Source organism: Paracnuella aquatica (assembly GCF_003332885.2).
Taxonomy (GTDB): Bacteria; Bacteroidota; Bacteroidia; order Chitinophagales; family Chitinophagaceae; genus Flavisolibacter; species Flavisolibacter aquaticus.
Genome location: NZ_QOWJ01000001.1, coordinates 453048 through 478026, shown reverse-complemented (window position 1 = coordinate 478026; position 24979 = coordinate 453048). Strand labels below are relative to the sequence as shown.

At 48.5% G+C, this 24979-nt stretch carries 22 protein-coding genes; 11 read left to right on the top strand and 11 right to left on the bottom strand.

Going from position 1 to position 24979, the window contains the following annotated elements:
* Positions 1–37 precede the first annotated feature (37 nt).
* On the bottom strand, positions 38–2893 hold the full coding sequence (locus DRJ53_RS02120; protein ID WP_114233919.1) for a glycosyl hydrolase: 2856 nt from the start codon (positions 2891–2893) through the stop codon (positions 38–40).
* A 391-nt stretch (positions 2894–3284) separates the two neighbouring features.
* Here DRJ53_RS02120 and ung point away from each other — a divergent pair, with 391 nt between their 5' ends.
* Together ung and DRJ53_RS02110 are read left to right on the top strand one after the other, a co-directional pair.
* Positions 3285–3962, top strand: coding sequence for a uracil-DNA glycosylase (gene ung / locus DRJ53_RS02115; protein ID WP_114233918.1), 678 nt, complete (start codon positions 3285–3287; stop codon positions 3960–3962).
* A gap of 9 nt (positions 3963–3971) precedes the next feature.
* Entirely contained in the window at positions 3972–4709 is a 738-nt protein-coding gene (locus DRJ53_RS02110; RefSeq protein WP_114233917.1) for a lysophospholipid acyltransferase family protein, read from the top strand.
* A gap of 268 nt (positions 4710–4977) precedes the next feature.
* Here DRJ53_RS02110 and DRJ53_RS02105 read toward each other — a convergent pair whose 3' ends face one another.
* Complete coding sequence (locus DRJ53_RS02105; protein ID WP_114233916.1) at positions 4978–7638, bottom strand: putative LPS assembly protein LptD; 2661 nt, start codon at positions 7636–7638, stop codon at positions 4978–4980.
* A 142-nt stretch (positions 7639–7780) separates the two neighbouring features.
* On the opposite strand from DRJ53_RS02105, the gene DRJ53_RS02100 reads away from it, so the two are divergent.
* The 4 genes from DRJ53_RS02100 to DRJ53_RS02090 all read left to right on the top strand — a co-directional run bounded on the left by DRJ53_RS02100 (position 7781) and on the right by DRJ53_RS02090 (position 11648).
* A complete protein-coding gene (locus DRJ53_RS02100) occupies positions 7781–8779 on the top strand; it encodes an N-acetylmuramoyl-L-alanine amidase family protein (RefSeq protein ID WP_114233915.1) in 999 nt (332 codons plus the stop codon).
* Between the two features lie 132 nt (positions 8780–8911).
* The gene (locus DRJ53_RS21225; RefSeq protein ID WP_155523189.1) at positions 8912–9064 is read left to right on the top strand and encodes a hypothetical protein; all 153 of its coding nucleotides are present in this window, start codon (positions 8912–8914) and stop codon (positions 9062–9064) included.
* A 5-nt stretch (positions 9065–9069) separates the two neighbouring features.
* Complete coding sequence (locus DRJ53_RS02095; protein ID WP_114233914.1) at positions 9070–10077, top strand: MlaD family protein; 1008 nt, start codon at positions 9070–9072, stop codon at positions 10075–10077.
* On the top strand, positions 10077–11648 hold the full coding sequence (locus DRJ53_RS02090; RefSeq protein WP_114233913.1) for an OstA-like protein: 1572 nt from the start codon (positions 10077–10079) through the stop codon (positions 11646–11648). The genes DRJ53_RS02095 and DRJ53_RS02090 overlap by 1 nt, the downstream gene beginning before the upstream one ends.
* 87 nt (positions 11649–11735) lie before the next feature.
* On the opposite strand, the gene DRJ53_RS02085 is transcribed toward DRJ53_RS02090, so the two are convergent.
* Entirely contained in the window at positions 11736–12896 is a 1161-nt protein-coding gene (locus DRJ53_RS02085; protein WP_114234420.1) for a sigma-54-dependent transcriptional regulator, read from the bottom strand.
* Positions 12897–13197: 301 nt separating this feature from the next.
* On the opposite strand from DRJ53_RS02085, the gene DRJ53_RS21220 reads away from it, so the two are divergent.
* Positions 13198–13338, top strand: a complete 141-nt coding sequence (locus DRJ53_RS21220) for a hypothetical protein (protein WP_155523188.1) — start codon at positions 13198–13200, stop codon at positions 13336–13338.
* A 9-nt stretch (positions 13339–13347) separates the two neighbouring features.
* Here DRJ53_RS21220 and DRJ53_RS02080 read toward each other — a convergent pair whose 3' ends face one another.
* On the bottom strand, positions 13348–14334 hold the full coding sequence (locus DRJ53_RS02080; RefSeq protein WP_114234419.1) for a pyruvate dehydrogenase complex E1 component subunit beta: 987 nt from the start codon (positions 14332–14334) through the stop codon (positions 13348–13350).
* Between the two features lie 191 nt (positions 14335–14525).
* On the opposite strand from DRJ53_RS02080, the gene DRJ53_RS02075 reads away from it, so the two are divergent.
* A complete protein-coding gene (locus DRJ53_RS02075) occupies positions 14526–14795 on the top strand; it encodes a SemiSWEET family sugar transporter (protein WP_114234418.1) in 270 nt (89 codons plus the stop codon).
* A 79-nt stretch (positions 14796–14874) separates the two neighbouring features.
* On the opposite strand, the gene DRJ53_RS02070 is transcribed toward DRJ53_RS02075, so the two are convergent.
* Entirely contained in the window at positions 14875–16050 is a 1176-nt protein-coding gene (locus tag DRJ53_RS02070) for an acetyl-CoA C-acyltransferase (RefSeq protein WP_114233912.1), read from the bottom strand.
* A gap of 175 nt (positions 16051–16225) precedes the next feature.
* On the opposite strand from DRJ53_RS02070, the gene purU reads away from it, so the two are divergent.
* Together purU and DRJ53_RS02060 are read left to right on the top strand one after the other, a co-directional pair.
* The gene (gene purU, locus DRJ53_RS02065; RefSeq protein ID WP_114233911.1) at positions 16226–17062 is read left to right on the top strand and encodes a formyltetrahydrofolate deformylase; all 837 of its coding nucleotides are present in this window, start codon (positions 16226–16228) and stop codon (positions 17060–17062) included.
* Positions 17063–17095: 33 nt separating this feature from the next.
* Entirely contained in the window at positions 17096–17761 is a 666-nt protein-coding gene (locus tag DRJ53_RS02060) for an NAD(P)H-binding protein (RefSeq protein WP_114233910.1), read from the top strand.
* A 57-nt stretch (positions 17762–17818) separates the two neighbouring features.
* Here the strand turns inward: DRJ53_RS02060 and DRJ53_RS02055 are convergent, their stop codons facing one another.
* The 5 genes from DRJ53_RS02055 to pdhA all read right to left on the bottom strand — a co-directional run bounded on the left by DRJ53_RS02055 (position 17819) and on the right by pdhA (position 21648).
* Positions 17819–18229 carry an EVE domain-containing protein gene (locus tag DRJ53_RS02055; protein ID WP_114233909.1) on the bottom strand — a complete coding sequence of 137 codons (411 nt, stop codon included), beginning with the start codon at positions 18227–18229 and terminating at the stop codon, positions 17819–17821.
* Between the two features lie 203 nt (positions 18230–18432).
* Complete coding sequence (locus DRJ53_RS02050; RefSeq protein ID WP_114233908.1) at positions 18433–19152, bottom strand: (Fe-S)-binding protein; 720 nt, start codon at positions 19150–19152, stop codon at positions 18433–18435.
* A 214-nt stretch (positions 19153–19366) separates the two neighbouring features.
* Positions 19367–19861, bottom strand: coding sequence for a 6,7-dimethyl-8-ribityllumazine synthase (gene ribH, locus DRJ53_RS02045; RefSeq protein WP_114233907.1), 495 nt, complete (start codon positions 19859–19861; stop codon positions 19367–19369).
* A 76-nt stretch (positions 19862–19937) separates the two neighbouring features.
* Entirely contained in the window at positions 19938–20624 is a 687-nt protein-coding gene (locus DRJ53_RS02040) for a tetratricopeptide repeat protein (RefSeq protein ID WP_114233906.1), read from the bottom strand.
* Between the two features lie 28 nt (positions 20625–20652).
* Entirely contained in the window at positions 20653–21648 is a 996-nt protein-coding gene (gene pdhA, locus DRJ53_RS02035) for a pyruvate dehydrogenase (acetyl-transferring) E1 component subunit alpha (RefSeq protein WP_114233905.1), read from the bottom strand.
* Positions 21649–21930: 282 nt separating this feature from the next.
* Between pdhA and recF the strand changes: the two genes are divergently transcribed.
* The gene (recF, locus tag DRJ53_RS02030; RefSeq protein ID WP_241558430.1) at positions 21931–23019 is read left to right on the top strand and encodes a DNA replication/repair protein RecF; all 1089 of its coding nucleotides are present in this window, start codon (positions 21931–21933) and stop codon (positions 23017–23019) included.
* A 525-nt stretch (positions 23020–23544) separates the two neighbouring features.
* Here recF and DRJ53_RS02025 read toward each other — a convergent pair.
* The gene (locus DRJ53_RS02025) at positions 23545–24795 is read right to left on the bottom strand and encodes an ABC transporter permease (protein WP_175580727.1); all 1251 of its coding nucleotides are present in this window, start codon (positions 24793–24795) and stop codon (positions 23545–23547) included.
* Positions 24796–24979: the final 184 nt, after the last annotated feature.

The window sequence follows — 24979 nt, the reverse complement described above, 5'->3', positions numbered from 1 at the left end:
TCGGTGCCGGTGCACAGTATAATCGAACCGTTCGCATTTACTGTTTCGGGAATACGCCAGTGGTTGGTGTAAGCGTCACTGGGCCTAATAATCCCGATGATTGCGGTTCCCAATGGCTGGCGTCAAACACCCCGTTTTTCAGGTTGCTTCGATTCCTTGCCGACATGTTGATGTTATAGAACTTTTTCCACTGCAGGCCGTGCCGCTCCATGTATCGAATGCGATTCGCCATCAGGTTCGAAACCAGCACTTCCAATTTGTTGGTGGGTTGCAGTTGTACCCCAGCTATCTCCACACCATACTGCGGACCAATGAGTGTAGCCAGCTTTGTTCCATTTAAAAACACTTCGGCGGTTTCATCAACTTGGCCCAGGTCGAGCCACCAGGTTTTTGACGGGGTCTGTGGTTTGGAAAAATTAATAGAATAACGGGCTGTACCTGAAAAATTGGAGGCTGTAATATCGCCCCAATGCGCCCATGAACTAAGGGTTTGTTTGCTCACCGGTTGCGGTAGCTCAGGACCGCCCTTTTCAAAACTAATGCGCCAGGTTCCGATTATTTCCTGTGGCTGGCCGGTGGCAAAACGATAAGGAAACAGTTCGCCTTTTTGCTCGCCGTCGAATGTTTGCACAATACATGTTTCGTAAGGTTTTAATTGCACATAAACCTGCATGGCACCAGCGTCGCCTTTCCGTGTTTCGGCCAAACCTTTTTGCCCCGTCATCGGGTTAAACAAGGCGACCGACCTTGTTGTAGCTCCGGGTATTCGCAACGTTAGCCAGCCATTGAAAGCTTTGGAAGAATCATTGCGCAAAAAGTAAATGCTACCGCCTTCATAGTTCCGCCGATGCAGTTGTATGCCGCCGCCTGCTGCCTCCTCCTTTTTAATTCCGCCGGCTGCCAGTAATGCATCGATGTCATCGGCCATCAGGAATTTACCCTTTCCAACAATAGCCGCACGAACACCGGCACCATCTGCTTGAGCAAATTTCAATTGGCTGAGTGCAGTTTGTAACAATTTTCTGCGTTGTTCCAATTGATAAAAACCGGGCACATCCTCCGGTGCATTCTTATACAACAAAATAGTGGCGCCTTGCTTTGTTAGTTGCACCAAATGTTGAAAAGTCGTGTCGGAAATATATTTATTTGCGGGCAGCAAAATGGTTTTGTATGTATGGATGCCGCTTGTCTTGATTCCGTTCTGAAAACTTGTTGCTGCGAGTTGCCGGTCAGAAATAAAATCAAATAGATAGCCGGCTTCCTGCATCCGCTTGGCTGCATGCTCAAAATGCGATCCTTCGAAGTTTTTTTCCAACCCGTCGAAATGTTGCAGCAATTCTTTCCCCGGTTCCATGTACCGGTCGGGCAACGGAAAATATAGGAGCACATCGTTGGCCGCATTGCCCATTTGCAAAAACGACTGGCACCGCGCCACATACTTGTTCAGCGCACCAAAATCTTTCCATTGAGGGTTGGCCTGGTTGAAATGTACGGCTGCGTAAAACAGCCAACCGGGCCAGGCAGCTTCGGGCGGCGAATAATTAACACCATGGTAAAAAATATGGTTGACGCCAGCCAGCATAAAAAGATCAAGCGCCTTTTTCACGTCGCCCCAGCCCGACAGGAAGTGCTCATTGAGCCAAGTGGCAGCCTCAGCCGAAGCGAGTTTTTTACCTGCAACATGTGCCGCCGAAGTGGCAAACTTGAACCGCAAAATATCGGACCCTTCCGTTTCGGGAATATCAATGGCGGCATACAGGTCGAGCAGGTTGGCAGGCGAACCATGACTTTGATTGCGGATCGATTTACCGTGTTTACTGCCCCACCCTTTCCACCTTTTAGTAAAATGTTTGAGGATCATTTCGTCTATGGTTGCCCGGTAGTCGTACAGCACCCTGCGGTTTTTGTCAGTTGCATCCTGTTGCAGCAAAGCCGGAAGGTGTTGCGCCAGGTCGTAACCACGGCGCTGGCGGAAAGCAGCTAAAAAATTAGGCGTCCAATTACTTTGTCCACGGGCATCATCCACTTCATAGGAGTCATTAAAAAATGCGCGGATACCAGTTAGATCGCGGCCGGCAAATGCAGTATCAAAGCGGCTCAGATAATGATCCAAAGCTGCGGCAGAAAAATGGTCAATAGCATATCCTTCGCCACCCGGTGCCGCACGTTCCACCATTTTTCCGTGCAGACCCTCATACAAACCAACTAATTGCCATTTGGCGGCAGGCGCAGTCCAGACAAGATTACCATTTGCATCTACTTTACTGGTAACATCAACCGGCTGGCCTTTTTCGGGGTAAGCCATCAGCAAAAAAGGCCGCAATGTTTTGCTAAACTGTACCTGGTCGAGTGCCAGTGCCTGCAGGTCTTTATTTTGCGCAATGTCCTGTAGAATTGTATCTGCAATTACCTTTTGGTTGTTGGCAGTACGTACAAAACTTTGCTGCGCAAATGTGACCGGCTCTCCTACTATTTCGACACCATTCAACTGCCAGGTTTTGTGAAAAAGCGTTTTGCTGGCATGGCTGTCCTTAATGGTGGGCCCGCCAAAAGGCCAGCCAGTTCCATTGGCCATATCAATGCCAAGCCCTAAGTTCTTTGCCATTGCCAGTGTGGCCTGCAACATATCCATCCACCGGTTCGACAAAAATGGAATGAACTGTTGTTCGGCTCCTTGCACACCATAGATTGGCGTGATCTCCAGTCCGCCAAGACCCGCCGCGGCATAATCCTTCATGTTTTTTTCCAAGCCTGCCCGGTTAACTGCGCTGCCCTGCCACCACCACCGGGCCCAGGGTTTTGATTGTTGCGTAATTGCTGGCCACTCCACCTGCGCATGGACAGTTGCTGCCAGCAAGCAAGCAATAGCAAAGAAGCACTTTTTTAATAGCATGCGCAGCGCATTTGATAGTAAAAAGTCGAAGTTGGAAGATTGATTGGTGATATTGCAAGTGTATATTTTAATTCAGCCAAGTGCTTCAACGACGCCTTACCCAAATGCAGAGAAAAGACTGCGACATTACCAAAACTGTATTTATAAAATATTGAGTTTATTGCGGCGCCAGTAGCGGTCCGCAAAGTAGCGGGTTGGTTCATATGGTGAGCAAGCATTGTCTCAGATAAACGCATCGCTGCCGATGCGTAGTTGGCTAAATTAATTAAAACAGCCCGCAATTGGCTACGTCGTCACAACTGTAAACCCCACATGGTGCAAAATTTATTGAAACAAATGCAGCGCTACTTCCCGTTTCAATACTTTTGATGCAGTCAAACCCCAAACCCACATGGCCACGCAAGTCAAGATAGAAGAGTCCTGGAAAGCTGTGTTGCAGGATGAATTCAACAAGCCGTATTTCAAACAAATCATTGAACACCTGAAAACGGAAAAGGCACAGGGTAAAACCATTTATCCAGCGGGACCTAATATTTTTCATGCATTTGAGACCACACCATTTGATATGGTGAAAGTGGTGATACTGGGACAAGATCCCTACCACAATCCAAAGCAGGCCCATGGTCTTTCTTTTTCCGTGCAGCCTGGCGTGGCGCCACCGCCATCGCTGATCAATATTTTTAAAGAGCTGCACGAGGATGTAGGCATGCCCATTCCCAATCATGGATATCTAGAAAAATGGGCACGGCAAGGGGTTTTGTTGCTCAATGCATCCCTCACCGTTCGGGCAAACGAGCCGATGAGCCACAGCAAAATTGGCTGGGAAAAATTTACCAATGCGGTGATACAGAAGGTGTCGGAAGGCAAAGAGCACGTGGTGTTTATGTTGTGGGGCAAGTTTGCGCAGCAAAAAGCAGAACTCATTGACGGCAAAAAACATTACCTGCTGAAATCGGCGCACCCTTCGCCCCTTTCTGCCAACAGCGGTTTTTTTGGCAACCGCCATTTTTCCAAAGCCAACCATTACCTGATGCAACATGGCATCGATCCCATCGACTGGGCGCTGTAACTTTGCTGCATGAACTGGTTGAAGAATATCCTAGGGAGGGTGTTTGCGCTGTGGGCCCTGCTGGTGTTTGTCGTTACCCTATTTCTGGTGCTGATCCCGGTGTGGATCATTTCCAAACAACCCGAACCACGCCGTACCAAAAATGTGTTCCGTGTATTCAACCCGTGGATGAACGTGTTCTTTGTGCTTTCGGGTATCCGTCGCCGTTTTGTGGGCCGCCACCACTTTAAAAAAGGTGAAAACTACGTGGTGATCTGCAACCATAATTCGTTTATGGATGTGCCGCTTTCTTCTCCCGGCATTCCCGGTGCCAATAAAACTATTGCAAAAGTCGAAATGGCCAGCATTCCCTTGTTTGGAACCATTTATCGCGGCGGATCGGTGCTGGTGGACCGGAAGAGTGAGCAAAGCCGCAAGCAAAGCTATGTGGCCATGCACCAGGTGTTGCAAATGGGATTACATATGTGCATATACCCGGAGGGCACCCGCAACAAAGGAAAGGAACCGTTGCAGAAATTTCATGATGGCGCATTCCGGCTGGCCGTTGAATCGGGCAAGGATATTATCCCCACAGTTATTTTTAATACAGGTAAAGTAATGCCGCGCAACAAGATTTTTTACATCTGGCCACATAAAGTAGAAATGCATTTTTTAGCACCAATAACCGTGGCAGGCAAAATTGCAAGTGAATTGAAAGAGGAAGCGTTTGGTGTGATGCGGGATTATTATTTGGCGAATAGGAAGTGATGGTTAATGGGCGGCTGTCATTGCGAGGCGCGGCGGCGACTTTATATCCTGATAAAGTTCCTGCGCCGAAGCAATCTCCTTTTTTATCAAGAAACCATTTACAATCGTAAGTGATTTAAAAAAAGACGTTGCAGGAGATTGCTTCGGCGCTGTGAATTACCAAGTTCCAAAACTTCTGCTGCGCCTCGCAATGACATCAGGCAGGGTGTTCACGAACGAAAAGCACCAGTCCTCAAATTGCATTTGCGGACAAACATCAACAGCAATTCTAAAAATTCGAAAACGTCCTGCTGCGGTTTACTTTTAAATCCTGCAGCAGCGAAGCTTTGGGGTTAATGGTGAAAGAAAATGACCGCCACGGGCCCACCGGCGTTACCTGTATCGACATTTGCCAGCAGTGCATGTCGCGGCTAATGGACATGGAAAAGGTCTGGAGCTTCATGGTTTGAAAATCATAATAACCATTGGTGCTGAAGTTCCACTTTGGCGTAAGGTTAAAACTGTTGTTGAACGAAACGTTGGCATTCACATCGTTTTCAAAGCCAGTAAAATCCGCCCTGCGCCGCCGCGTCATATTTACCGACAGCGAAAGCGACAGTTGCCATTGAATATTAAAATCCACGAACTCAGCAGGGTTGCGCCGCATATAATCGAGCAGCATCTGCTGGTCGCCCATCAGCGTTGGATCGGTTATTCGGCGCTGGCCGGGCATCAGCAACTCATCACCCGGGGTGGTTTGCGTTGGCGCTTCTTTTCCGTCTTTGGATTTACTTTGAAAAGAAGTGCTCACTGCAAGGCTTGCGTATTGCAGGGTACCGAGGTTAAAACCGTTGGCCCACGCATAGTCGTTGGTGCGGCGGCCAAACGAATCGAGCTTGTAGGGAATCAACTGTCCACTTGCAGTGATGTTGATCTTTTCGAGCAGGGTACTGCGCAGCGAAAGGTTGAACGGTTCGAGGCGTTGGGTGTCGCGTAAAAAGTTGTATCCGCTGGTAAATCCAAAACCATCGATCAGCCGGATCTTTTTAATAGCGTTGTCTCCGGTGTCTTTTTTCGACCGCCATTTCATTTCCAGGTTATTATCTACACCAAACGAAATGCCGCCGAAACGTCCTTCACTAAAGCCAGGAAACAGGTTGCCTTCATACACTGAAATACGATCCCATACTTTGCCTGCACTATCCAGCCGCACATTTTGGTAATTGCCGGCCGACAGATCGGGACGGTAGTTGAAACTTATCTGGGGCCGGATGACATGGCGTATTGCCTGCACCCGCGACCGCTGAAAACGAAGCGTACCAAAAATGTTTGTACTGGCGCTCATACTGAACGAAACTTCGTGATCGACGTACAAACCTTTTTGCCGGTTATTATCAACCCGCTTAGTTACATCATTCCATTTACGGTCATACTTGTTTTGCAACCACACCTGTTGATATGAAATGCCCGGTGAAAAAATGATGGGCCCAACTGCGGGCAGCGACATGGTGATGGGAAAACGGTGTTGTGCGCCCCATTGCATGGTGTCAAGCAGGCGGGTGATACTGGTGAAAGCTGAGTCGTAAAAATTAAGCTGGTTGCGTGCTACGCCATTATATCCAATGCCCAGGTTTTCGTACCAGCGTTTGGCACCAACAGCCTCTTTCCGTTGAAAAGGGTACAAAGTATTTACAGTAAAACTAGCATCAGGCAATGTAATTGACATTAACCTCGTGTTGTTGTTCTGGTTGTGGTTGGCACTCAGCGTCAGGTTATAAGGTTTGCCCGCCCACATTTTCGAATAGGCAATAGAAGAGGAAAGGTTGTTGTTGAAATTGGCTCTTGGATTATTAGGCAAAAAACGGTTGAATCTTGTAGAGCCAACATTTACGTTAGCAGAAAAAGTTGTTCCCGGTCTTGCTTTCCCGTCCACCGTATGGTTCCAGTTAACCATAAAGGATTTAGTCAGGTTGTAATCCGGGTCGCCTTTAAATGCAATTTTGGTACGTTGCACACTGATGTTCATCGAACCATTGTACCGATACCTTTTGCGATAAGTGGGCGTCAACACGGCGTTCCAACCACCGTAGGAATAAATGTTACCACGGAAAGTAACATCCAGATATTCGTTCAATACTTTATAATAACCCAGCCCTTCCAGGCCCAGGCCAAACGCTTCGTTGGTGGCAAAGGTGGGCGGCAAAAAACCGGAATGGCGGCCCTGGCTCATGGGGAAAAAGCCAAACGGCAAATAGATGGGAATGGGAATACCTTCAAACTCGGGATGCGTGGGACCGGTTACCGCGATTTTATTATTCACCACCTTCAGCTTGTTGGTGCGAAAGGCAAAATGCGGATCATCGAACGAACAGGTGGTGAGGCGGCCGCCACTGACAAACACCGTTGCGGAATCTACTTTTTTAATCTTTTCGCCCTGCACCCACATTTCGCCTTGTTGGGTAAAGGTGTTGCGGGTAATGCCGCGCTGCGTTTTAAAATTAAACTGGATCGTATCCGACTGGAATTTGTTTTCGCCCTGTTCGAAACGAGCCCTGGTCGCTATTTCGCCCAGGCTGTCGCGGTCGGCAATGGCGGTAAGGATGTTGGTGCCCTGGTCCAAAATAACCGTTGGCGCCTGCAGGTTTACATCCTGATACCTGGTTTCGGTTTTACCATACAGGATGATTTTTTTCTCCTGCATCAGGATCACGGCGCTATCCTGCGCCTTGTAATTAACCGGTCCGCTCAACGTATCTTTTGACAGCTTCAGCGAAAATGTATCTGTAGTGGGCAAACTATCCCGCACGGCCCGCGTACTGTCTGTAATTTTCCGTAATGTATCGGTGGCCTTTTTAACCGGCACCGTGTCACGTTGCCAAACTGGTAAACTGCCCTCAAATTTACCGGCAATAATATTACGGGCATGCCCTGTTTGCGTTAAGAAACACATGGCTGCCAATAGAAGAAGAGCCGAGGAGAAAATTTTAAATGTAAATTTGTGCAGTCCCGTCATAAGCCGGCAACAAAAGTAACTGATTAGGTGGTTACACACTGATAGAGCATACTGTTAACAGATAAATAAATAATCCTCTATGCTAAAGAAAACGCTTGCACTGGTTTCCCTTTTTTTAGTGGGCACATTGTTGTTTTCTTTCCAGGAAAAACCAAAAGTTCTGCGCACCATTATTATTGATGCAGGCCACGGCGGCAAAGACGTAGGTGCCCGCGGTGCATTTTCCTATGAGAAAGATATTTGCCTGGGTGTGGCCACACGCCTGGGCGAACAACTGGCACGCACAGCACCCGATGTAAAATTGCTGTTTACCCGCACCGACGACTCGTACCCCGAGTTGCATACCCGTGCCCGCATGGCCAATCAAAACAAAGGCGACCTGTTTATTTCTATCCACGTAAATGCGGCGCCCCCGGTGCAGCACAAAGAATTTACCGGCAACAAAACCGTGGTGAGCTATGTAGGTAAAGGCAAGAAGCGTAAAAAAGTTACCCGCCAGGTGCCGCAATACCGCTACTACTCTACCCCCAACCCTGCTAAAGGCACCGAAACATACATTTGGGGTGCACATAAAAATGAAGACAAGGAAATTGCAATGCGTGAAAATGCACCCATGCTTGCCGAAGAAAATTTCCAGCAGAACTACGGCGACGTGGATGTAAACTCTGCTGATTTTATTGCGCTGTCGCTTTTGAAAACCAAACAGTTTTTTAAACGCAGTGCTACGCTGGCCGGCCTGGTGGAAGAAGAGTTTGCTAAAGTGGGCCGTGTAAGCCGCGGACAGCGCCAGCGCCAGGTGGGCATTTGGGTGCTGCAGGCTACTGCCATGCCGAGTGTGCTGGTGGAAACTGGCTACATCACCAACCGCGCTGAGGAAGATTACCTGAACTCCGATAAAGGACAAGAAGAAATTGCGAACTGCATCACCAGTGCAGTGAAAAATTATATGGGCTGGCTGGAGAAAAACCAAATCTCTGCTCAGCAGGGTTTGACCACTGGCGTGCAAAAACAAAAAGACGCCGAAGCATTTTTGAACAGCATTGATGCACAGGAACGCCGGCGGCAAACCGTCCGGTAGTTCTTGCCTCCCTTAAACGATCGCTTAGAAGCCCCGCAAGGGGCTTTTTTTATTGACGATTTGGGATTGACGATTTACGATCGCCTTCGGTGCAAATTGCAAGCATAGATTCACAAAGTCCTTTCCGCCAGAATGGAATCCGAAATCGTCAATCCGAAATCCTCCCTCCCCTGTGGTATGGTTTTTTACCCACCTGAACAAGGTGGGAATAAAATGGAAAAAGCTTCGATGAAATTGTTGCTATTTTTGAAGCTTCAACTGGTTCCTGCCGCAGGAAAAATATAAAGTTCATGAAGATCAATAACGAAACCAAGGTTGGCATACTTGCCGTAGTTGCTATTGTGCTGCTGGTGTTGGGTTTTAATTTTTTAAAAGGTGCAAAAGTTTTTAATAAACAGCCTGCGTTGTATGCAGTGTTCAAAGACCTTGGTTCACTCGAAAAATCAAACGTTGTAAAAATCAATGGCCTCCCTATTGGAACGGTGTACAACTTTACCCCAACCAATAAAGAAGTGGACGGCATTATTGTAGAAATTCACCTCAACCGTGATGTAGCCATCCCCGACAATTCGGTTGCTTTTATTGATGCTTCGCTGGTAGGAGCTTCTTATATCAAAATTGAAAAAGGGCCATCCAATACTTACCTGCAACCCGGCGATACACTCAACACCAGTTTGAGCGGCGGCATCATTGCCGATCTGAAAACACAGCTGACGCCCACCATCACCCGGGTAAATGATGTAGCCGATTCACTTAAGATGGTATTGGGTTCGGTGAACCAGATTTTTGACCCCAACACCAACCACAACCTGCAGGACATGATCGCAAGCCTGGCGGTTTCATCGGCACACCTGCAGCGCCTGCTCAATGCAGAAAGCGGTTTGGTATCGCAGGCAGTGGGCAACCTCAATAACGTTACCGGCAACCTTGCCCGCAACAACGAGCAGATCACTTCCTCCATCCGCAATATTGAACTTACTACGGCCAACCTGGCCAATGCGCCCATCAAGCAAACCATTGCAGGTTTGCAGGCAACGGTTGACCAGTTGAAAAATACCATCACCGCTTTGGATGCCAATGTAAATAACCCCAACGGCACCGTGGGCCGCCTGCTCAACGACCAGCAGTTGTACAACCAATTGCAGAAGTCGGCACTGAGCCTGGAAATCCTGCTGGACGATGTGCGGGTGCATCCGAAACGCTACGTTAATATTTCCTTGTTCGGTGGCCGCAAAGGGGCCGAGCCGCTAACTTCGCCTTCAGCTAAAGACACGGTGATTATAACCGAAGGCGATTGATGAACCGACTTCTTACCCCTATTTTATTACTCCTTTCTTTTTGGTGTAGCGCCCAGTTGCCTGCAGGTGATACAGCACGCCTGGTGCAAATTATCGACGCAAGGAAACTGGCGCTGAAAAAAACGCCTGGCGGGCAAACACTGCAGATTTTATCCGGCAATGTAAAGCTCCGGCAAGGCACTGTTTTATTTGATTGTGATAGCTGCGTCATCAACCAAGCGGCCAACGTGTTTGAGGCTTATGGCCGGGTGCACATCAACGACAGCGATACGGCGCATATTTATTCCAATACTTTACGCTACCTCATCGACCGGCGCATTGCGTATTTCAGGGGTGCTGTGCGCATGTCCGACGGGCAGGCAACACTTACTACGGCCGAACTTGATTACGACATGAACACCCGCATCGGCGATTATCGCAATGGCGGGAAACTGGTCAATAAAAAGTCGGTGCTCACCAGCCGCGAGGGCACTTACTTTGCCGATACGCGGGATGTTTATTTTAAAAAAAATGTAGTGCTCAAAGACCCGGCTTACGACCTGAAAGCCGATTCGCTTTTGTACAACACTGGTTTACAAACCACCCGTTTTATTTCGCCCACATTTATCAAAGATTCCAGTGGCCGGGTGATCCGCACCACCGAAGGTTTTTACGACTTGCGTGGTGGCAATGCTAATTTTACCCAACGCACTACTATTGAAGACGGGGCGCTTACCGTAACTGGTGACCAGATTGCCAACGACGATGCAGCCGGTGTGGTACAGATTAGGGGACGTGGTGTGTTGAAGGACACCGCAAAAGGACTTTCGATTTTGGCAAATGAAATCTTTGTCAACAAAAAAACAGAAGCGTTCCTGGCTACCGAAAAGCCGTTGATGATTGTAAAGCAGGAAAAGGATTCGATTTACATCACCGCCGATACGCTGTTCTCGGCACGCCTTTCCGATCTTACAAGGTTGCACGATTCGCTCAATCGTTTTGATACATTGAAAGCCGGTGATAGCACCAACCGCTATTTTGAAGCATTCCGGAATGTGCGCATTTTTACCGATTCGGTGCAGGCAGTGAGCGACAGTCTTTTTTATAATTTCCGCGACTCGACTTTCAAGCTGTTTCAAAACCCGATTGTCTGGAGTCAAGGGAGCCAGATCACCGGCGATACCATTCACTTGTTTACCCGGAACAAACAAGCTGAAAAAGTGCATGTGTTCAACAACTCGTTTTTAGTAAAACAGGTAGAACCGGGTTATTACAACCAGGTGAGTTCGCGGCGCATGGATTCGTATTTTATTGAAGGCGTGATTGATTCGGTGCGGGCCCGCGGGCAGGCACAATCCATTTATTATATGCAGGACGATGACAGTGCATACACGGGCATCAACCAGTCGAAGTCGGAAATTATGGATGTGTACTTTAAAAAAGGCGACCTGAATAAAGTGGTGTTCCGCAGCGATGTGGATGGAACCTTGTGGCCGATTCAGCAAAAGTCGCCGGCAGAAATGCGGCTGGAAAATTTCCGCTGGCTGGAAACGAGGCGACCGAAAACGAAGTACGAGCTGTTTGGATTTTAAAACCTGGGGGTTAATGTTTAAGGTCTAATGTTTAAGGTGATGCTACAGTAGCGACCAACCTTAAACTTTAGACCTTAAACATTTAATCTACTTCGGGAACACGTAACTCTTCACATCTTCCCTTGAAATTGTTTTACCAGAAAGGATCACCAGGCGTTCAACAACATTGCGCAGTTCGCGGATGTTGCCGGTCCAGTTGTATTGATGTAAAGCTTTCAATGCTTCGTCCGAAATGCTTTTTTTCGGCATGCCATAATCGCCGCAAATGTCATCGAGGAAACGCGATACCAAGAGCGGAATATCATCGCGCCGTTCGTTGAGCGATGGCACATGAATGAGGATCACACTCAGGCGGTGATACAAGTCGAGCCGGAATGCTTTTCCTTCCACCTCTTTCATCAGGTCTTTATTGGTAGCGGCCACTACCCGCACATCCACCGGAATTTCTTTATCGCCACCCACCCGGGTAATTTTTCCTTCCTGCAATGCCCGCAGCACTTTGGCTTGGGCGCTCAAACTCATGTCGCCAATTTCATCAAGGAAAAGCGTACCGCCATTAGCCTGTTCAAACTTGCCAATGCGTTGTTTGATGGCTGAAGTAAACGAGCCTTTTTCGTGGCCAAACAATTCGCTTTCGATGAGCTCGCTGGGAATGGCGGCACAGTTTACCTCCACCAGCGGACCGTCGGCGCGGTTGCTTTTTTCATGGATCCAACGTGCCACCAATTCTTTACCCACGCCGTTTTCGCCGGTCACCAAAATGCGGGCATCGGTGGGTGCCACTTTTTCAATGGTGTCTTTGATCTTTTTTATGCCCGGCGAATCGCCGATCATTTCCTGCACTTTTGTTACCCGGCGCCGCAGCACTTTTGTTTCGCTGACCAGCGATTTGCGTTCCTGCGCATTGCGGATGGTAATAAGCATGCGGTTGAGATCTGGCGGCTTTTGAATAAAATCGTAAGCGCCTTTTTTCACCGCTTCTACGGCTGTTTCAATATTGCCATGTCCCGAGATCATGATGATGGGAACATCGGCATTGATCTCTACCGCTTTTTGCAAAAACTCAAGCCCGTCAATCTTCGGCATCTTGATATCACACAACACTACGTCGTAAGTTTTCGCTTTAAATTTCTGCAGGCCTTCTTCCCCATCGCCGGCTTCATCGATGGTGTAGCCTTCAAAAGAAAGAATCTCGTTCAGCGTTTTGCGGATGGCTTTTTCGTCGTCAATAATGAGTAGCGTGGGCATCGGTACAAAGGTGATTTGGAGGGCAAAAGTAAGCGTTCCGGGGCAAGCGTTTTTAAGTTTAGCTGCAAACCAAATGACAAGCCACTTCAGCAATTATTTTCTGCTAGAAATGTTGTTCGCTTGCATCTCACCGGTTTAAATCCAATGGATGACATTAAAGTCAAAACGAAATAAAATTGTGTTTGGTGTGCTGGCGCCGGAGCCGGCATAAATCTGTAAGCAAGAAGGCGGTGTGCACAGGACGATGGATAAAAAATAAAGGCCGGATAGAAATCCAGCCTCGTGTAAAATCCAATATCCTATGAAAAACCGTAACAAAGATGGGCGCTTTATTCCAGATTTCAAAAAATATTTTCAAATTATTTTAGGAGCGATACTTCCTGAAAATGAAAAAGTTGCACACAATGGTGCAACTTTTTCTTCGTACAATGATGCCGTTTAAGGCAGTCGGTTATTTCTTCAGGTACATTACTTCCTTTACCAGTTGCACAGTGCGGCCTACATCGGGCAGGGCGAGTGAAACCAGGTTAGGTGCATAGTGCAGCGGCGCATCGGCAGCGGTGATGCGGCGGATGGGTGCATCCAGGTAATCAAAGCCTTCTTTTTGAATGCGGTAAGTGATCTCGGATGAAACGGAGGCAAATGGCCACTGCTCTTCTACAATCACCAGGCGGTTGGTTTTTTTCACGCTTTCCAGGATGGTCATCCAATCCAGCGGGCGGATGGTACGCAGGTCAATCACCTCGGCCGATATGCCTTCTTTCTCCAGCTCGGCTGCTGCACCTAGGGCCACTTTCATCATTTTGTTGAACGAAACGATGGTCACATCGGTGCCTTGTTTTTTAACATCAGCCTTGCCCAGTGGAATGTAATATTCTTCATCGGGGATATCCGACTTTTCGCCGTACATCAATTCGGCTTCCATAAAGCAAACCGGGTCTTCTTCGTAACGAATGGCCTGCTTCAGCAAACCTTTGGCATCATAGCCATTGGAAGGCGACACTACTTTCAGGCCCGGGATGTTGGCATACAGGGCTTCAAACGCTGTTGAGTGCTGTGCACCCAATTGGCCGGCAGAACCATTTGGTCCGCGGAAAACAATGGGGCAGGAAATTTGTCCACCACTCATGGCCAGCATTTTGGAAGCAGTGTTCAGGATTTGGTCCAGCGCCAGCACGGCAAAGTTCCAGGTCATGAATTCTACGATGGGGCGCAGGCCGTTTTGTGCGGCACCCACGGCAACGGCTGTAAAACCGAGTTCGGCAATGGGCGTATCTAAAATCCGGCGGGGGCCAAATTCGGCCAACATACCCTGGCTTACCTTGTAGGCACCGTTATACTCGGCCACTTCCTCGCCCATCAGAAATACACGTTCATCACGGCGCATTTCTTCGGACATGGCTTCACGCAAGGCTTCACGTAATGGAATCTGTCTCATGCAGCAAAAAATTTTTTTCTGAACGGGGGCAAAATTAGCGGAGCAGGGCCACATTACCTAAACAAAAAAACAGTGCCGTGAAAAATGGAACGATTGTTTTGTAGCTATTGAATATGGCTTGTTTTCATGGTGAAAATGAAGAAAACAAACCATGTATCAGCGCAGATCAAAACATACAACCAACATTATTTATGAAAACAATGGAGTGGATCGGGATTGCTGCAGGTGTGCTTACGGCAGCATCAATGTTGCCGCAATTGATTAAGGTAATCAAGGAAAAACATGTGGAAGACCTTTCGGTAATGATGCTGCTGATTTTGATTGCGGGATTGGGCCTGTGGGTGGTGTACGGGTTTATGCGCAACGATGCGCCGCTGATTTATACCAACATGTTTTCGGTGGCGGTGAATTCAGCGCTTGTATTTTTTAGAATCAAATACAGTAGAAAGAAAATAGTTTAAAGGTTTAGAAGTTTAGACTAAAAATGTGATGTGATATTTTAATACTAAACTCCTAAACCCTAAACTGCTCAACACTTTTCTACACCCGCTCAATGATCATGGCACTGGCACCGCCGCCGCCATTGCAAATGCCAGCCATGCCGTAGTGGCCGCCATCTTTTTGCAAGATGGATGCAAGGGTTACTACAATGCGGGCACCGCTGCAACCAATAGGATGACCGAGTGCCACTGCCCCACCCCATTTATTTAATTTTGCGGTGTCTATATTCAACTCCTTTGCATTGATGATGGCCACGCAGCTAAAAGCTTCGTTTACTTCAAATGCATCAATGTCGGCAACGCTCAAGCCGCTTTTGTCCAAAGCTTTTTGCATGGCTTTTATAGGCGTTGTGGTAAACCATTCAGGCGCCTGCGATGCATCGGCAAAGGACACGATGCGGGCCAGTGGCTTTAGTCCCAGTTCCTTCATTTTTGCTTCGCTGACCAATACCACTGCGGCAGCGCCGTCATTTATTTTAGAAGCGTTGGCTGCCGTAATGGCGCCATCTTTTGTAAATGCAGGCTTCAGCGCACCCATCTTTTCGAAGTTGGCCTTTTTGTATTCTTCATCTTCGGCAACGGTTGTAGTCGTTCTGCCTTCAATGGTCACCGGCACAATTTCATCAGCAAAATTTTGCTGGCTCCATGCCTGCTGTGCCCGCTGGTAGCTTTCTTTCGCAAAATCGTCTTGGTCCTCGCGGGTAATGTTGTAGGTAGTGCTGCACAATTCGCCGGCATTGCCCATATGGTAATCCTGGTACGGATCCCACAGTCCATCACGAATAATTCCGTCAATAATTTTATCGTGACCTAGGCGATAACCATTTCTAGCTTTTTCTAAATAATATGGAATGTTGCTCATGCTTTCCATACCGCCGGCCACCACAATGTCATTGTCGCCGCACATGATGCTTTGTGCGCCCAGCATGATGGCTTTCATGCCGCTGGCGCAAACTTTATTTACAGTGGTGCAATTAACTGTTGTGGGCACGCCGGCCATGATGCTGGCTTGCTGCGCAGGCGCCTGGCCGATGTTGGCACTTACCACGTTGCCCATATAAACTTCCTGAATCTGGTCGGGAGTAATGCCGGCTCTTTCAATGGCCGCCTGGATGGCCGTAGCGCCCAGTTTGGGTGCGGGCACTGCTGCCAGCGCACCATTGAAGCTGCCAATGGGGGTGCGGGCTGTACTAACAATGTAAACGGATGATGTCATAAAGCAATCGTATTTATAGTGCAAATGTAAAGAGGCATACCTTAAAAATTGGTGAAGCTGAGTGCGGACGCTGTGGCGTCTTTGGTCTATTATTTTGACAAAACGGCACCGCTTTACCCACAAGGAATCGCATGGTGTCTTTAAAATTCAGCTGCCTGTCCTAACTTGTTGGGCTATGGCCACTCATGTTTTATTGATTCAATGTCCCGACCGGCCCGGGCTTATTGCCACCATTACCGGTATTCTTTTTCAGCACCAACTCAACATCATCAGCAACGATGAATTTGTGGAGCGCAAAGGCAATTGGTTTTTTATGCGCACCGAATTTTCGGGAAACACTGTGCCGGAGCCAATTTTGCAGGAATTGAGGGAAGCTTTGCCTGCAGAAGCGGTTATTCAGTTTTGTGCTGGTGGCAATAAGAAAATTGTGGTGCTGGCATCGAAAGAACATCATTGTCTGGCCGACCTGCTGGTGCGCCATCATTACAACGAACTGGGTGCAGAAATACTGGCGGTGATTGCCAACCACGAATCATTGCAGCCCCTGGTGCAAAAATTCGATCTGCCATTTCACTACGTGCCGCATGAGGGGCCAAGCCGCGAAGAACACGAGCAAGCAATTGCGGCGATCATCGATCAATACGAATATGATTTTGTGGTGCTGGCCAAATACATGCGCATTCTTTCGCCGCAGTTTGTGGCCCGGTACCCTAATAAGATCATTAACATTCACCATTCGTTTTTACCCGCATTTGTTGGCGCCAAGCCTTATGCACAGGCATATGAGCGGGGTGTAAAAATTATTGGCGCCACCGCGCATTTTGTCAACAACCAGTTGGACGAAGGCCCGATCATTGCACAAAGCATAATACCGGTAAACCATACGCATGGCGCTAAAGAAATGCAGCAGGCCGGCCGCGATGTGGAGCAAATGGTGCTGGCAAAAGCTTTGCGGCTGGTGTTTCACGAACGGGTTTTTGTGTACGGAAACAAAACCGTGATTTTCGATTAGTGATCTTGCCTTCGCCTTTTAAATAAAAAAGATATGGCTATTGCGCTTGTGTTGGGTGCCACCGGTTTGGTGGGCCGCGAGTTAACAAAATTGCTGCTGCACCATCAACAGTTCAGCGAAGTGCATGTGTTTGTGCGCCGCCGCACTGGCCTGCATTCGCCTATGTTGTACGAGCATGTTGTGGCCTTTGACCGGCCCGAGCAATGGCGTGATGAAGTGAAGGGCGATGTGCTGTTTTCGGCAATGGGCACTACGCTGAAAGCTGCCGGAAGTAAGGAGGCACAGTACAAAGTGGATTATACTTACCAATACCAGTTTGCACAAGCCGCAGCGCAAAATAGCGTAAGCCGTTATGTGTTGGTTTCGGCTGCAAATGCGGCGCTCAATTCTTTATTTTTTTATTCGCGGATGAAAGCGGAACTGGAACGAGACGTATTGCGCCTGCCCTTTGAACACACATCCATTTTGCAGCCCGGTTTGCTTGCCGGCGACCGCCAAGAGAAACGCACCGGCGAAGGATTGGCACTGAAATTATCGGGCTTGCTGCAACACATACCGGGCCTGGGTATGCTCAAATCCATCCCTGGTGAATCGGTTGCCAAAGCAATGATTCAGACCGCTACGCGACAAAAAGAAGCGAAGCGGATTTATAACATGCAGGAACTTTTTTTGCTGGCGCAACATTACCGAAACCAATAGTAAAACTTCGGTTATTGATCACTGTGAGTTACTTTTTGGCAGATCATTGAATATCTGCTACTCCCCTTTTTCATATTGCAACACCCGCTCCCATTCCTCGGGTGTAACGGGTTGCACAGAAAGCCGGCCGAGGCGCAGCAGCGCCATTTGCTGCAATTGCGGATCTTCTTTTATCGTCTTCAGCGAAACCGATTGCTGCAGTTTGCGCACTGGCTTAAAGTCAACCGCCGACCAGGTGTCTTCGTTTGAAGTAGGATCCTGGTAAGCTTCCCGCACCACTTCAGCAATGCCGACAATTTCGAGGCCTTCGTTGCTGTGGTAAAAAAATGCCTGGTCGCCCACTTTCATAGCCCGCAAGTTGTTACGCGCCGCATAGTTGCGTACGCCATCCCAAAAGGTACGACCGTCCTGTACAAACTGATCCCAGCTATATTTAAATGGTTCCGATTTTATGAGCCAAAATGCCATGAGATGAGGTGTTTGGGTTTGATAATTGAGGGTTGACAGTTAGTAGTTGACAGTTGGTAGTTGATAGCTAATAATATTTGGTAGAAATTTATAGCTGTCGATGAAAACTCTATTTCTTGTCAAACAGAAGTAACTGAATCCAATGTTTGTTAATTTGATATAAACACTATCAACTACCAACTGTCAACTACCAACTCCACCCCCTACCATCCACTAGCCAACACATCGGCGAGGTGCATGGGTTTGAGGGGAATTGATTTTTTATCGATATAGCCACCGATGTGCATCAGGCAACTCAAGTCGGTGCTGATCAAATAATCGGCATTGGTGGCCATTGCGTTTTCAGCTTTTTGCTCGCCCATGTTAATGGAGATGGGCTCGAATTTTACGGCGAAGGTGCCGCCAAAACCACAGCAGGTTTCTACGTCATTCATCTCAACGAGTTGTAGTCCGGCCACTTCTGCCAGTAAAGTTCGGGGCTCGGTTTTGAGGTGGCATTCGCGGAGGGCGGCGCAGGAGTCGTGGTAGGTGGCTACACCTTCGAGGCGTGCACCAAATTTTGTCTGCTGTAACACATTCACCAGGAAGTCGGAGAACTCGAATATTTTTTCACCAATGGCCTTTGCTTTTTGTGCATCGGCGCCTTCGGTAAACAACTTGCTGTAGTAGTTGCGGACAAAACCAACACAGGATGCGCTAGGCGCTACAATGTAGCTGTCCGCATCAAAATCAGCGAGGAACTTGCTGCACACGGTTTTTGCATCGTCCCAAAAACCGGCATTGAAAGCAGGCTGTCCACAACAGGTTTGGTTGGCATTATAGCGAACAGTACAACCAGCTTTACGCAGCACCTTAACCATGTTCATGGCTGCATCGGGGTACAACTGATCGACAAAACAAGGCACAAAAAGTTGAACGTTCATTGCGGTTACTTTCAGTTGGTTGGGTTGAGGGACGGGGTTGTTGCTCGGTGCTTTTTTCGTGAAACGTCAGACGTCAAACGTAGATATTTAGAGTAAAGCTGCGCATTTGATGAAACAGATTTGCTCCACAGCAATACGAAACCTGAATGGAGCGTCGCAACCGCAGTTTCATCAGGGCACGAAAGCCGGCTACATCATTTTTATTCAAATATCACTATGTATTAGCCGAAAGCTGGCGGCTGAATGCGATCATTTTCATTGCTGTAATGCCTGCTTCCTCGCCTTTATGACCGTGAATGCCACCAAGCCGCTCATGCGCCTGCTCGTTGGTGTTCACGGTGAGCACACAAAAAATGGTGGGCGCCGGAAGGGTTAGATTGAGTTGCGTAACGCCATCCGTAACCGTTTGGCAAACATATTCGAAGTGCGGTGTGCCGCCACGAATAACACAACCCAGTGTAATGAACGCATCCGCTTTAATGCCTGCGGCCCAGCAACGCTGCACGGCAAAAGTGATTTCCACCGCACCGGGCACCGTATAGGTTTTGGTGCGGATGCCCTGCCCCTGCAACACTTTCAATGCGCCACGTTCCAGTTCATCGACGATTGCTGCGTTCCATTCGGTTTTTATCAAAACAACAAGGGCATCCTTTAGTTGTGGGATGCCCTCGATGCCTTCCAATAATTTGCTGTTTGCTACGTCAGCCATGAGAGAAGCTATGAGTTATGAGATACGAGTTGCGGGTAAACTTTTTTAAAGGTCAAATCCCGCAACTCGCAGCTAATTAGTTATAAACGCCCATTTGCGCCAAGAATTTTTCTGCTTCAAAGCCACGCTCCGTGCGGGGAAACTTTTGCTTCAACTGCTTGAACAGTTCGATGGCTTCTTTATCATTCTTCAGCACACGGCTTGAAAAATATGCGGCGGTAAAAAGGTAATCCGATGCATTTTGCTCGTCGTCGGGGAAGTGTGAAGCTGCATTTTTATAAGCTTTAAACGCGTCTTCGTTCTTGCCTTGCTCTGCATAAGCATCGCCCAGCAGTTTGTAAGCACGGGCCTGCACCATTTTGCTGTCGGTGTCAAACTCGTCGAGGTGCTTGGCAGCTTCGGCAAATTTGCCTTGCTTTAGCAAGAGGCTGCCTGCATAAAAGCGGGCCAGGTTGCCGGCTTTGGTGCCGCCATACTGGTCGATCACTTTCAGGAAACCGGGGTTGATGCCATCGCCGTTGAGGGCAGCGCCCAGCGAATCGGCACGGAAATATGTTTCGGCAACAGCCAGTGCATCGGCGGCCTTTTGTTCTTTAGGGCCTTGCACCAGGTATTTAAAGGCAAGGTAGCCTGCACCCAGCACAATTACAGCCAGTGCGGCGATGGTTACCACGCGGCCGTTGCGGGTCCAGAAATCTTTTGCGCGTTCCACTACCGCACCTTCTTCGTCACGCACCGGCAGTGTTTGTTTTGTTTCTACCATAAAATAAAATTAGTTCAGGCTGCTTTTATTAATCAACAATAAAGGGATAATTCTGATCAACGTACACGTCTTTTAACAGTTCGTCGTCCGACGGCCAAGGCGACTCTTCGGCAAAGCGAACGCTTTCTGCAACGGCTTCTTCAACGCGTTTGTTGATGGCATCGATCTCTTCCTGGGTAGCAAAGCCCTTGTTCAGCATCGTGTCGAGCAGGATGGTAATCGGGTCTTTTGCACGGTATTCTTCCACTTCGTCCTTGGTGCGGTATTTCTGCGGGTCGGAGATCGAGTGGCCTTTGTAGCGGTAGGTTTTGATTTCCAGCAAAGTGGGGCCACCGCCTTCACGGGCACGCTTTACAGCGCGGGAAACGGCTTCGTGCACCGCCTCGGCCTGCATGCCATCCACCTGGTCGGCGGGCATATCGTAAGCATCGGCCAGTTTGTAAATATCAGTTACGTTGGAAGTACGTTTTACCGACGTACCCATTGCGTAGTTGTTGTTTTCGCAAATAAAGATCACCGGGATGTTCCACAACATCGCCAGGTTAAAGGTTTCGTGGAGCATACCCTGGCGGGCAGCACCATCTCCGAAAAAGGTCAGGCACACATTATCGGTACCGCGGTAGGCTTCTGCAAACGCAATACCGGCACCGGTCCCGATCTGGGCACCTACAATACCGTGGCCGCCGTAAAAGTTCACGTCTTTTCCAAAGAAGTGCATTGAACCGCCTTTGCCTTTGGCACAGCCGGTGGCTTTGCCATACAGTTCGGCCATGCAGGAGTTCAGGTCCACGCCTTTAGCAATAGCCAGGCCGTGGTCGCGGTAAGCAGTAATAAAGGCGTCTTCGGGCTTGGTAGCGGTCATACAGCCGGCGGCAATGGCTTCCTGCCCTACATAGGCGTGGAAAAAGCCACGAATCTTGCCTTCCATTTTATATTTTTCTTCCGCCATCAACTCAAACTGACGGATCAGTTGCATGAGCTCGTACCAGTACAGATAGGTTTCTTTAGAAAATTGTGTAGCCACAGCTTGGAAATTTGTGGCGCAAAAATAAGGGATAGTTTGATTCAAAGACCGCGGGAGGGGAAGGAGTTGAGAGTTGACAGTCGGGAGTTGACAGTAGAGAGATTTTCGGCAGAAAATTTCCGCGCCTGTTCAGTAAAACTTTGGAACTGACATGCTTTTTTTTTAAAAATGCCATCCCGGTTTTTTCGGAGATCGCAACTCTGAACCCCGAACTCACAACTCTCAACTCCCAACTCGCCTCCTCCCCTTGCCGCTACCCCCGAATACCACATCTTTGCAGCGTTGGACCTGCAGCTCAATTCCATATCACTTTTTCAGTTCAAAAACTACTTCCACCAGGAGTTCCAGTTTACCGAACCCATCGTGGGCATTTGCGGCCGCAACGGCATGGGCAAAACCAACCTGCTGGATGCACTTCACTACCTCTGTTTTACCAAAAGCTACTTTACCCGCCAGGATGGACTGGTAGTGCAACACGGCCACCAAGGGTTTCGGGTGGAAGGACATTTTGCGCTGCACCACCAGCCGGAGAAAGCGGTGTGCATTCTACGGGAAAATGGGAAAAAAGAATTTTCGGTAAACGATGTGCCCTACAGCCGGTTTTCAAAACATATTGGCCGCTACCCTTGCGTGGTGATCGCGCCGGATGATGTGCAACTGATCATTGGCACCAGCGAGGAGCGGCGCAAATTCCTCGACACGCTCCTTTCCCAACTGGATGCTGCGTACCTACAAAGCCTGATTGCCTACACTAAATTGCTGCAGCAGCGCAATTCATTCTTGCGGAATTACGATACCGGCTACGGCGGCCGCGACCTGTCGGTACTGGATGTGCTGGATGAACAACTTGCTAAAGAAGGCAACTACATCCACGAAAAGCGGCAGCATTTTTTGTTGCGGTTTCTGCCTGCGGTAAAATTGCTGTACAACGAAATAGCGCAACACTACGAGCCGATTTCTTTGCTGTATGAAAGTGAAATGGAGCAAACTTCACTTAGCCAACTGTTGCATACCAACCGGCAAAAAGACCTGATGCTCCAGCGCACCACTGCCGGTGTGCACCGCGATGACCTTAGTTTTTACATGGGCGACCAGCCTTTTAAAACAATCGCTTCGCAGGGACAACGCAAAAGTCTGTTGTTTGCGCTGAAACTCGCCGAAGTGGACACGCTGCATGCCGAGAAAAAAGTAGCGCCGTTTATTTTGCTCGATGATGTTTTTGAAAAGCTGGATGAGGAGCGGATCTCAAACCTGCTGATGCGGGTGTGTACGGAAAATAAAAGCCAGATTTTTATTACCGATACCAATTGTGCCCGCCTGCAAACGCAATTGGAAAAGCTGGAGCAGCCGTTCCAGATTATTGCACTTTGAATCTTTAATCGTTAAGCTGGGTCTTTGTTTGTCGTGCTGAGCGTGGCGGAGCATTTGGGTGTCGGTCTGTAATAGTTGTGAAATACAAGGCTACTCTCGATCTTTTGAAATTTGTGCTGGTGCAGGCTCAGATCCTTCGCTGCGCTCAGGATGACAAGCAAAAAGCGTGATTAATATGCAAATTGTATTACAAAAAGAAAGCACAATTCCATCCGTGGTTTAGGACACTTATTACAATTAGTGTTTGTCATGCCGAACTTGTTTCGGCATTTCCTTCATCTCGCGGAGTTTATCAAAGCACAAGGGGATGCCGAAACAAGTTCGGCATGACAGCTAATATGGAGCAATGGTTTACTACTCGTGGTTGAGAAAAGCACAATAGAAATACAGAACGTACAAGTGTGCGACGCAACAAAAGCCGAGAAGTAATTGCAAAGCTGGCTTAATAAAACAGCCACCGATGTGAAGGTGGCTGTGAACTAAGAAGGGCCGTTCGGCCGAATTTATAATCAAAAACAACTCGACTTAGCTCCTGATCGCCACTACAGGGTTGAGTTTAGCAGCCTGCGAAGCGGGGATAATACCGGCCAAAATACCCACCACAATGCAGATACCAATGGCCAGCAGCATGTTGGCGGTGGAAATAAAAATTGGAAAATCAAGTACGGCGCTGACGATTTTGGTGAGGATGAACACCAGCAACAACCCGATCATCCCTCCAATAATGCACAGGAACGCCGACTCCATCAAAAACTCGGTGAGGATGGTGCGGCTTTTGGCGCCAATGGCTTTCTTCAAACCAATCTGCGCGGTGCGTTCTTTTACGGTTACAAACATAATATTGGCCACGCCAAACATGCCTACAATCAGCGAAAGCGCTGCAATGGACCATCCGCCCAGGTTGATGCTCGAGAATATTTGCCCGGCCGCTTCGCTAAACTCGTTGATGTCGTTGAGGGTAAAATTATCTTCCTGCACCGGGCTCAGTTTGCGGATGCTGCGCATGGCGCCGGTGAGGTCGTCTTTGAGCAGCGCGGTGGGCACTTTTTCTTTGCCCTGCACCAGCACCAGCGGGTCGGCGTACAGCTCGTTCATGATGGAGCGGGCATATTTATAGTTGAGCAGCACACTATTATCCAGCTGCCAGCCGCCCAGCATTTGCGCACCTTGCTTTTTGATAACGCCAACCACCGGCAGCTTTCGGCCTTTGATGGAAACTATTTTGCCAACGGCGCGGCCCGGATCGCCAAACAATTTTTCGGCCACTTCAAAACCAATAACGGCGGCACTGCTACCCTGCTCATATTCGGCTTCGGTAAGGGCCCGGCCCCACTGCACATCAAACGGCTGGATGGATTGAAACTCTTCGGAAACGCCATAGATGACCACGCCGCTGAGCACATTGCTGCCCGCCTCTACCTGACCCGAAATGTTCATCTTAAAAGCGGCGTATTGCGCCGACGGCGTCCGCTCTTTGATCAGATCCAACTCGGAATAGCGCGGCGAAGGGCGGTTCACAAATTTCCACCAGGGATAGTCCGATCCGGCCGATGCACCATAATCCCACTTATCTATATAAATGGTGTTGGTACCTAAAGATTTTATTTCGTTTTGAATATTGTACTCCAGGCTGTTGACCGTAGCCAGCACGCCGATGATGCAAAAAATACCAATGGTGACGCCAAAAAGGGAAAGAAAAGCCCGGAGCTTGTTTTTCCACAGCTCCAGCACCGCCATTTTAAATGACGTGACGAGGATTTCGAGGTTTTGGCGCATGCCACAAAAATAACCGGTTCGGGGTGTTGTAGCACATGCCGGTTTAATTATTATGGCGCTGAAAAAAGAGCAGACACGAAAAAGGCAAACCCAAAATGAGTTTGCCTTTCGTTACAGGAGCAAAATCCACCACAATTATTCCAGCTCACTTCCAATGTTCACAGTCCGGGTTCCCACATCCTTT

What these genes read in the sequence shown, in the direction of transcription:
- DRJ53_RS21220 (WP_155523188.1), top strand. Translation starts at nt 13,198, where the DNA reads ATGAAAAACCGTAACAAAGATGGGCGCTTTATTCCAGATTTCAAAAAA.
- DRJ53_RS02090 (WP_114233913.1), top strand. Translation starts at nt 10,077, where the DNA reads ATGAACCGACTTCTTACCCCTATTTTATTACTCCTTTCTTTTTGGTGT.
- DRJ53_RS02040 (WP_114233906.1), bottom strand. Translation starts at nt 20,624, where the DNA reads ATGGTAGAAACAAAACAAACACTGCCGGTGCGTGACGAAGAAGGTGCG.
- DRJ53_RS02025 (WP_175580727.1), bottom strand. Translation starts at nt 24,795, where the DNA reads ATGCGCCAAAACCTCGAAATCCTCGTCACGTCATTTAAAATGGCGGTG.
- DRJ53_RS02075 (WP_114234418.1), top strand. Translation starts at nt 14,526, where the DNA reads ATGAAAACAATGGAGTGGATCGGGATTGCTGCAGGTGTGCTTACGGCA.
- DRJ53_RS02050 (WP_114233908.1), bottom strand. Translation starts at nt 19,152, where the DNA reads ATGAACGTTCAACTTTTTGTGCCTTGTTTTGTCGATCAGTTGTACCCC.
- purU (WP_114233911.1), top strand. Translation starts at nt 16,226, where the DNA reads ATGGCCACTCATGTTTTATTGATTCAATGTCCCGACCGGCCCGGGCTT.
- DRJ53_RS02080 (WP_114234419.1), bottom strand. Translation starts at nt 14,334, where the DNA reads ATGAGACAGATTCCATTACGTGAAGCCTTGCGTGAAGCCATGTCCGAA.
- DRJ53_RS02060 (WP_114233910.1), top strand. Translation starts at nt 17,096, where the DNA reads ATGGCTATTGCGCTTGTGTTGGGTGCCACCGGTTTGGTGGGCCGCGAG.
- ung (WP_114233918.1), top strand. Translation starts at nt 3,285, where the DNA reads ATGGCCACGCAAGTCAAGATAGAAGAGTCCTGGAAAGCTGTGTTGCAG.
- DRJ53_RS02085 (WP_114234420.1), bottom strand. Translation starts at nt 12,896, where the DNA reads ATGCCCACGCTACTCATTATTGACGACGAAAAAGCCATCCGCAAAACG.
- DRJ53_RS02095 (WP_114233914.1), top strand. Translation starts at nt 9,070, where the DNA reads ATGAAGATCAATAACGAAACCAAGGTTGGCATACTTGCCGTAGTTGCT.
- DRJ53_RS02100 (WP_114233915.1), top strand. Translation starts at nt 7,781, where the DNA reads ATGCTAAAGAAAACGCTTGCACTGGTTTCCCTTTTTTTAGTGGGCACA.
- DRJ53_RS02120 (WP_114233919.1), bottom strand. Translation starts at nt 2,893, where the DNA reads ATGCTATTAAAAAAGTGCTTCTTTGCTATTGCTTGCTTGCTGGCAGCA.
- DRJ53_RS21225 (WP_155523189.1), top strand. Translation starts at nt 8,912, where the DNA reads ATGGAATCCGAAATCGTCAATCCGAAATCCTCCCTCCCCTGTGGTATG.
- DRJ53_RS02105 (WP_114233916.1), bottom strand. Translation starts at nt 7,638, where the DNA reads ATGTGTTTCTTAACGCAAACAGGGCATGCCCGTAATATTATTGCCGGT.
- DRJ53_RS02055 (WP_114233909.1), bottom strand. Translation starts at nt 18,229, where the DNA reads ATGGCATTTTGGCTCATAAAATCGGAACCATTTAAATATAGCTGGGAT.
- DRJ53_RS02070 (WP_114233912.1), bottom strand. Translation starts at nt 16,050, where the DNA reads ATGACATCATCCGTTTACATTGTTAGTACAGCCCGCACCCCCATTGGC.
- DRJ53_RS02110 (WP_114233917.1), top strand. Translation starts at nt 3,972, where the DNA reads ATGAACTGGTTGAAGAATATCCTAGGGAGGGTGTTTGCGCTGTGGGCC.
- ribH (WP_114233907.1), bottom strand. Translation starts at nt 19,861, where the DNA reads ATGGCTGACGTAGCAAACAGCAAATTATTGGAAGGCATCGAGGGCATC.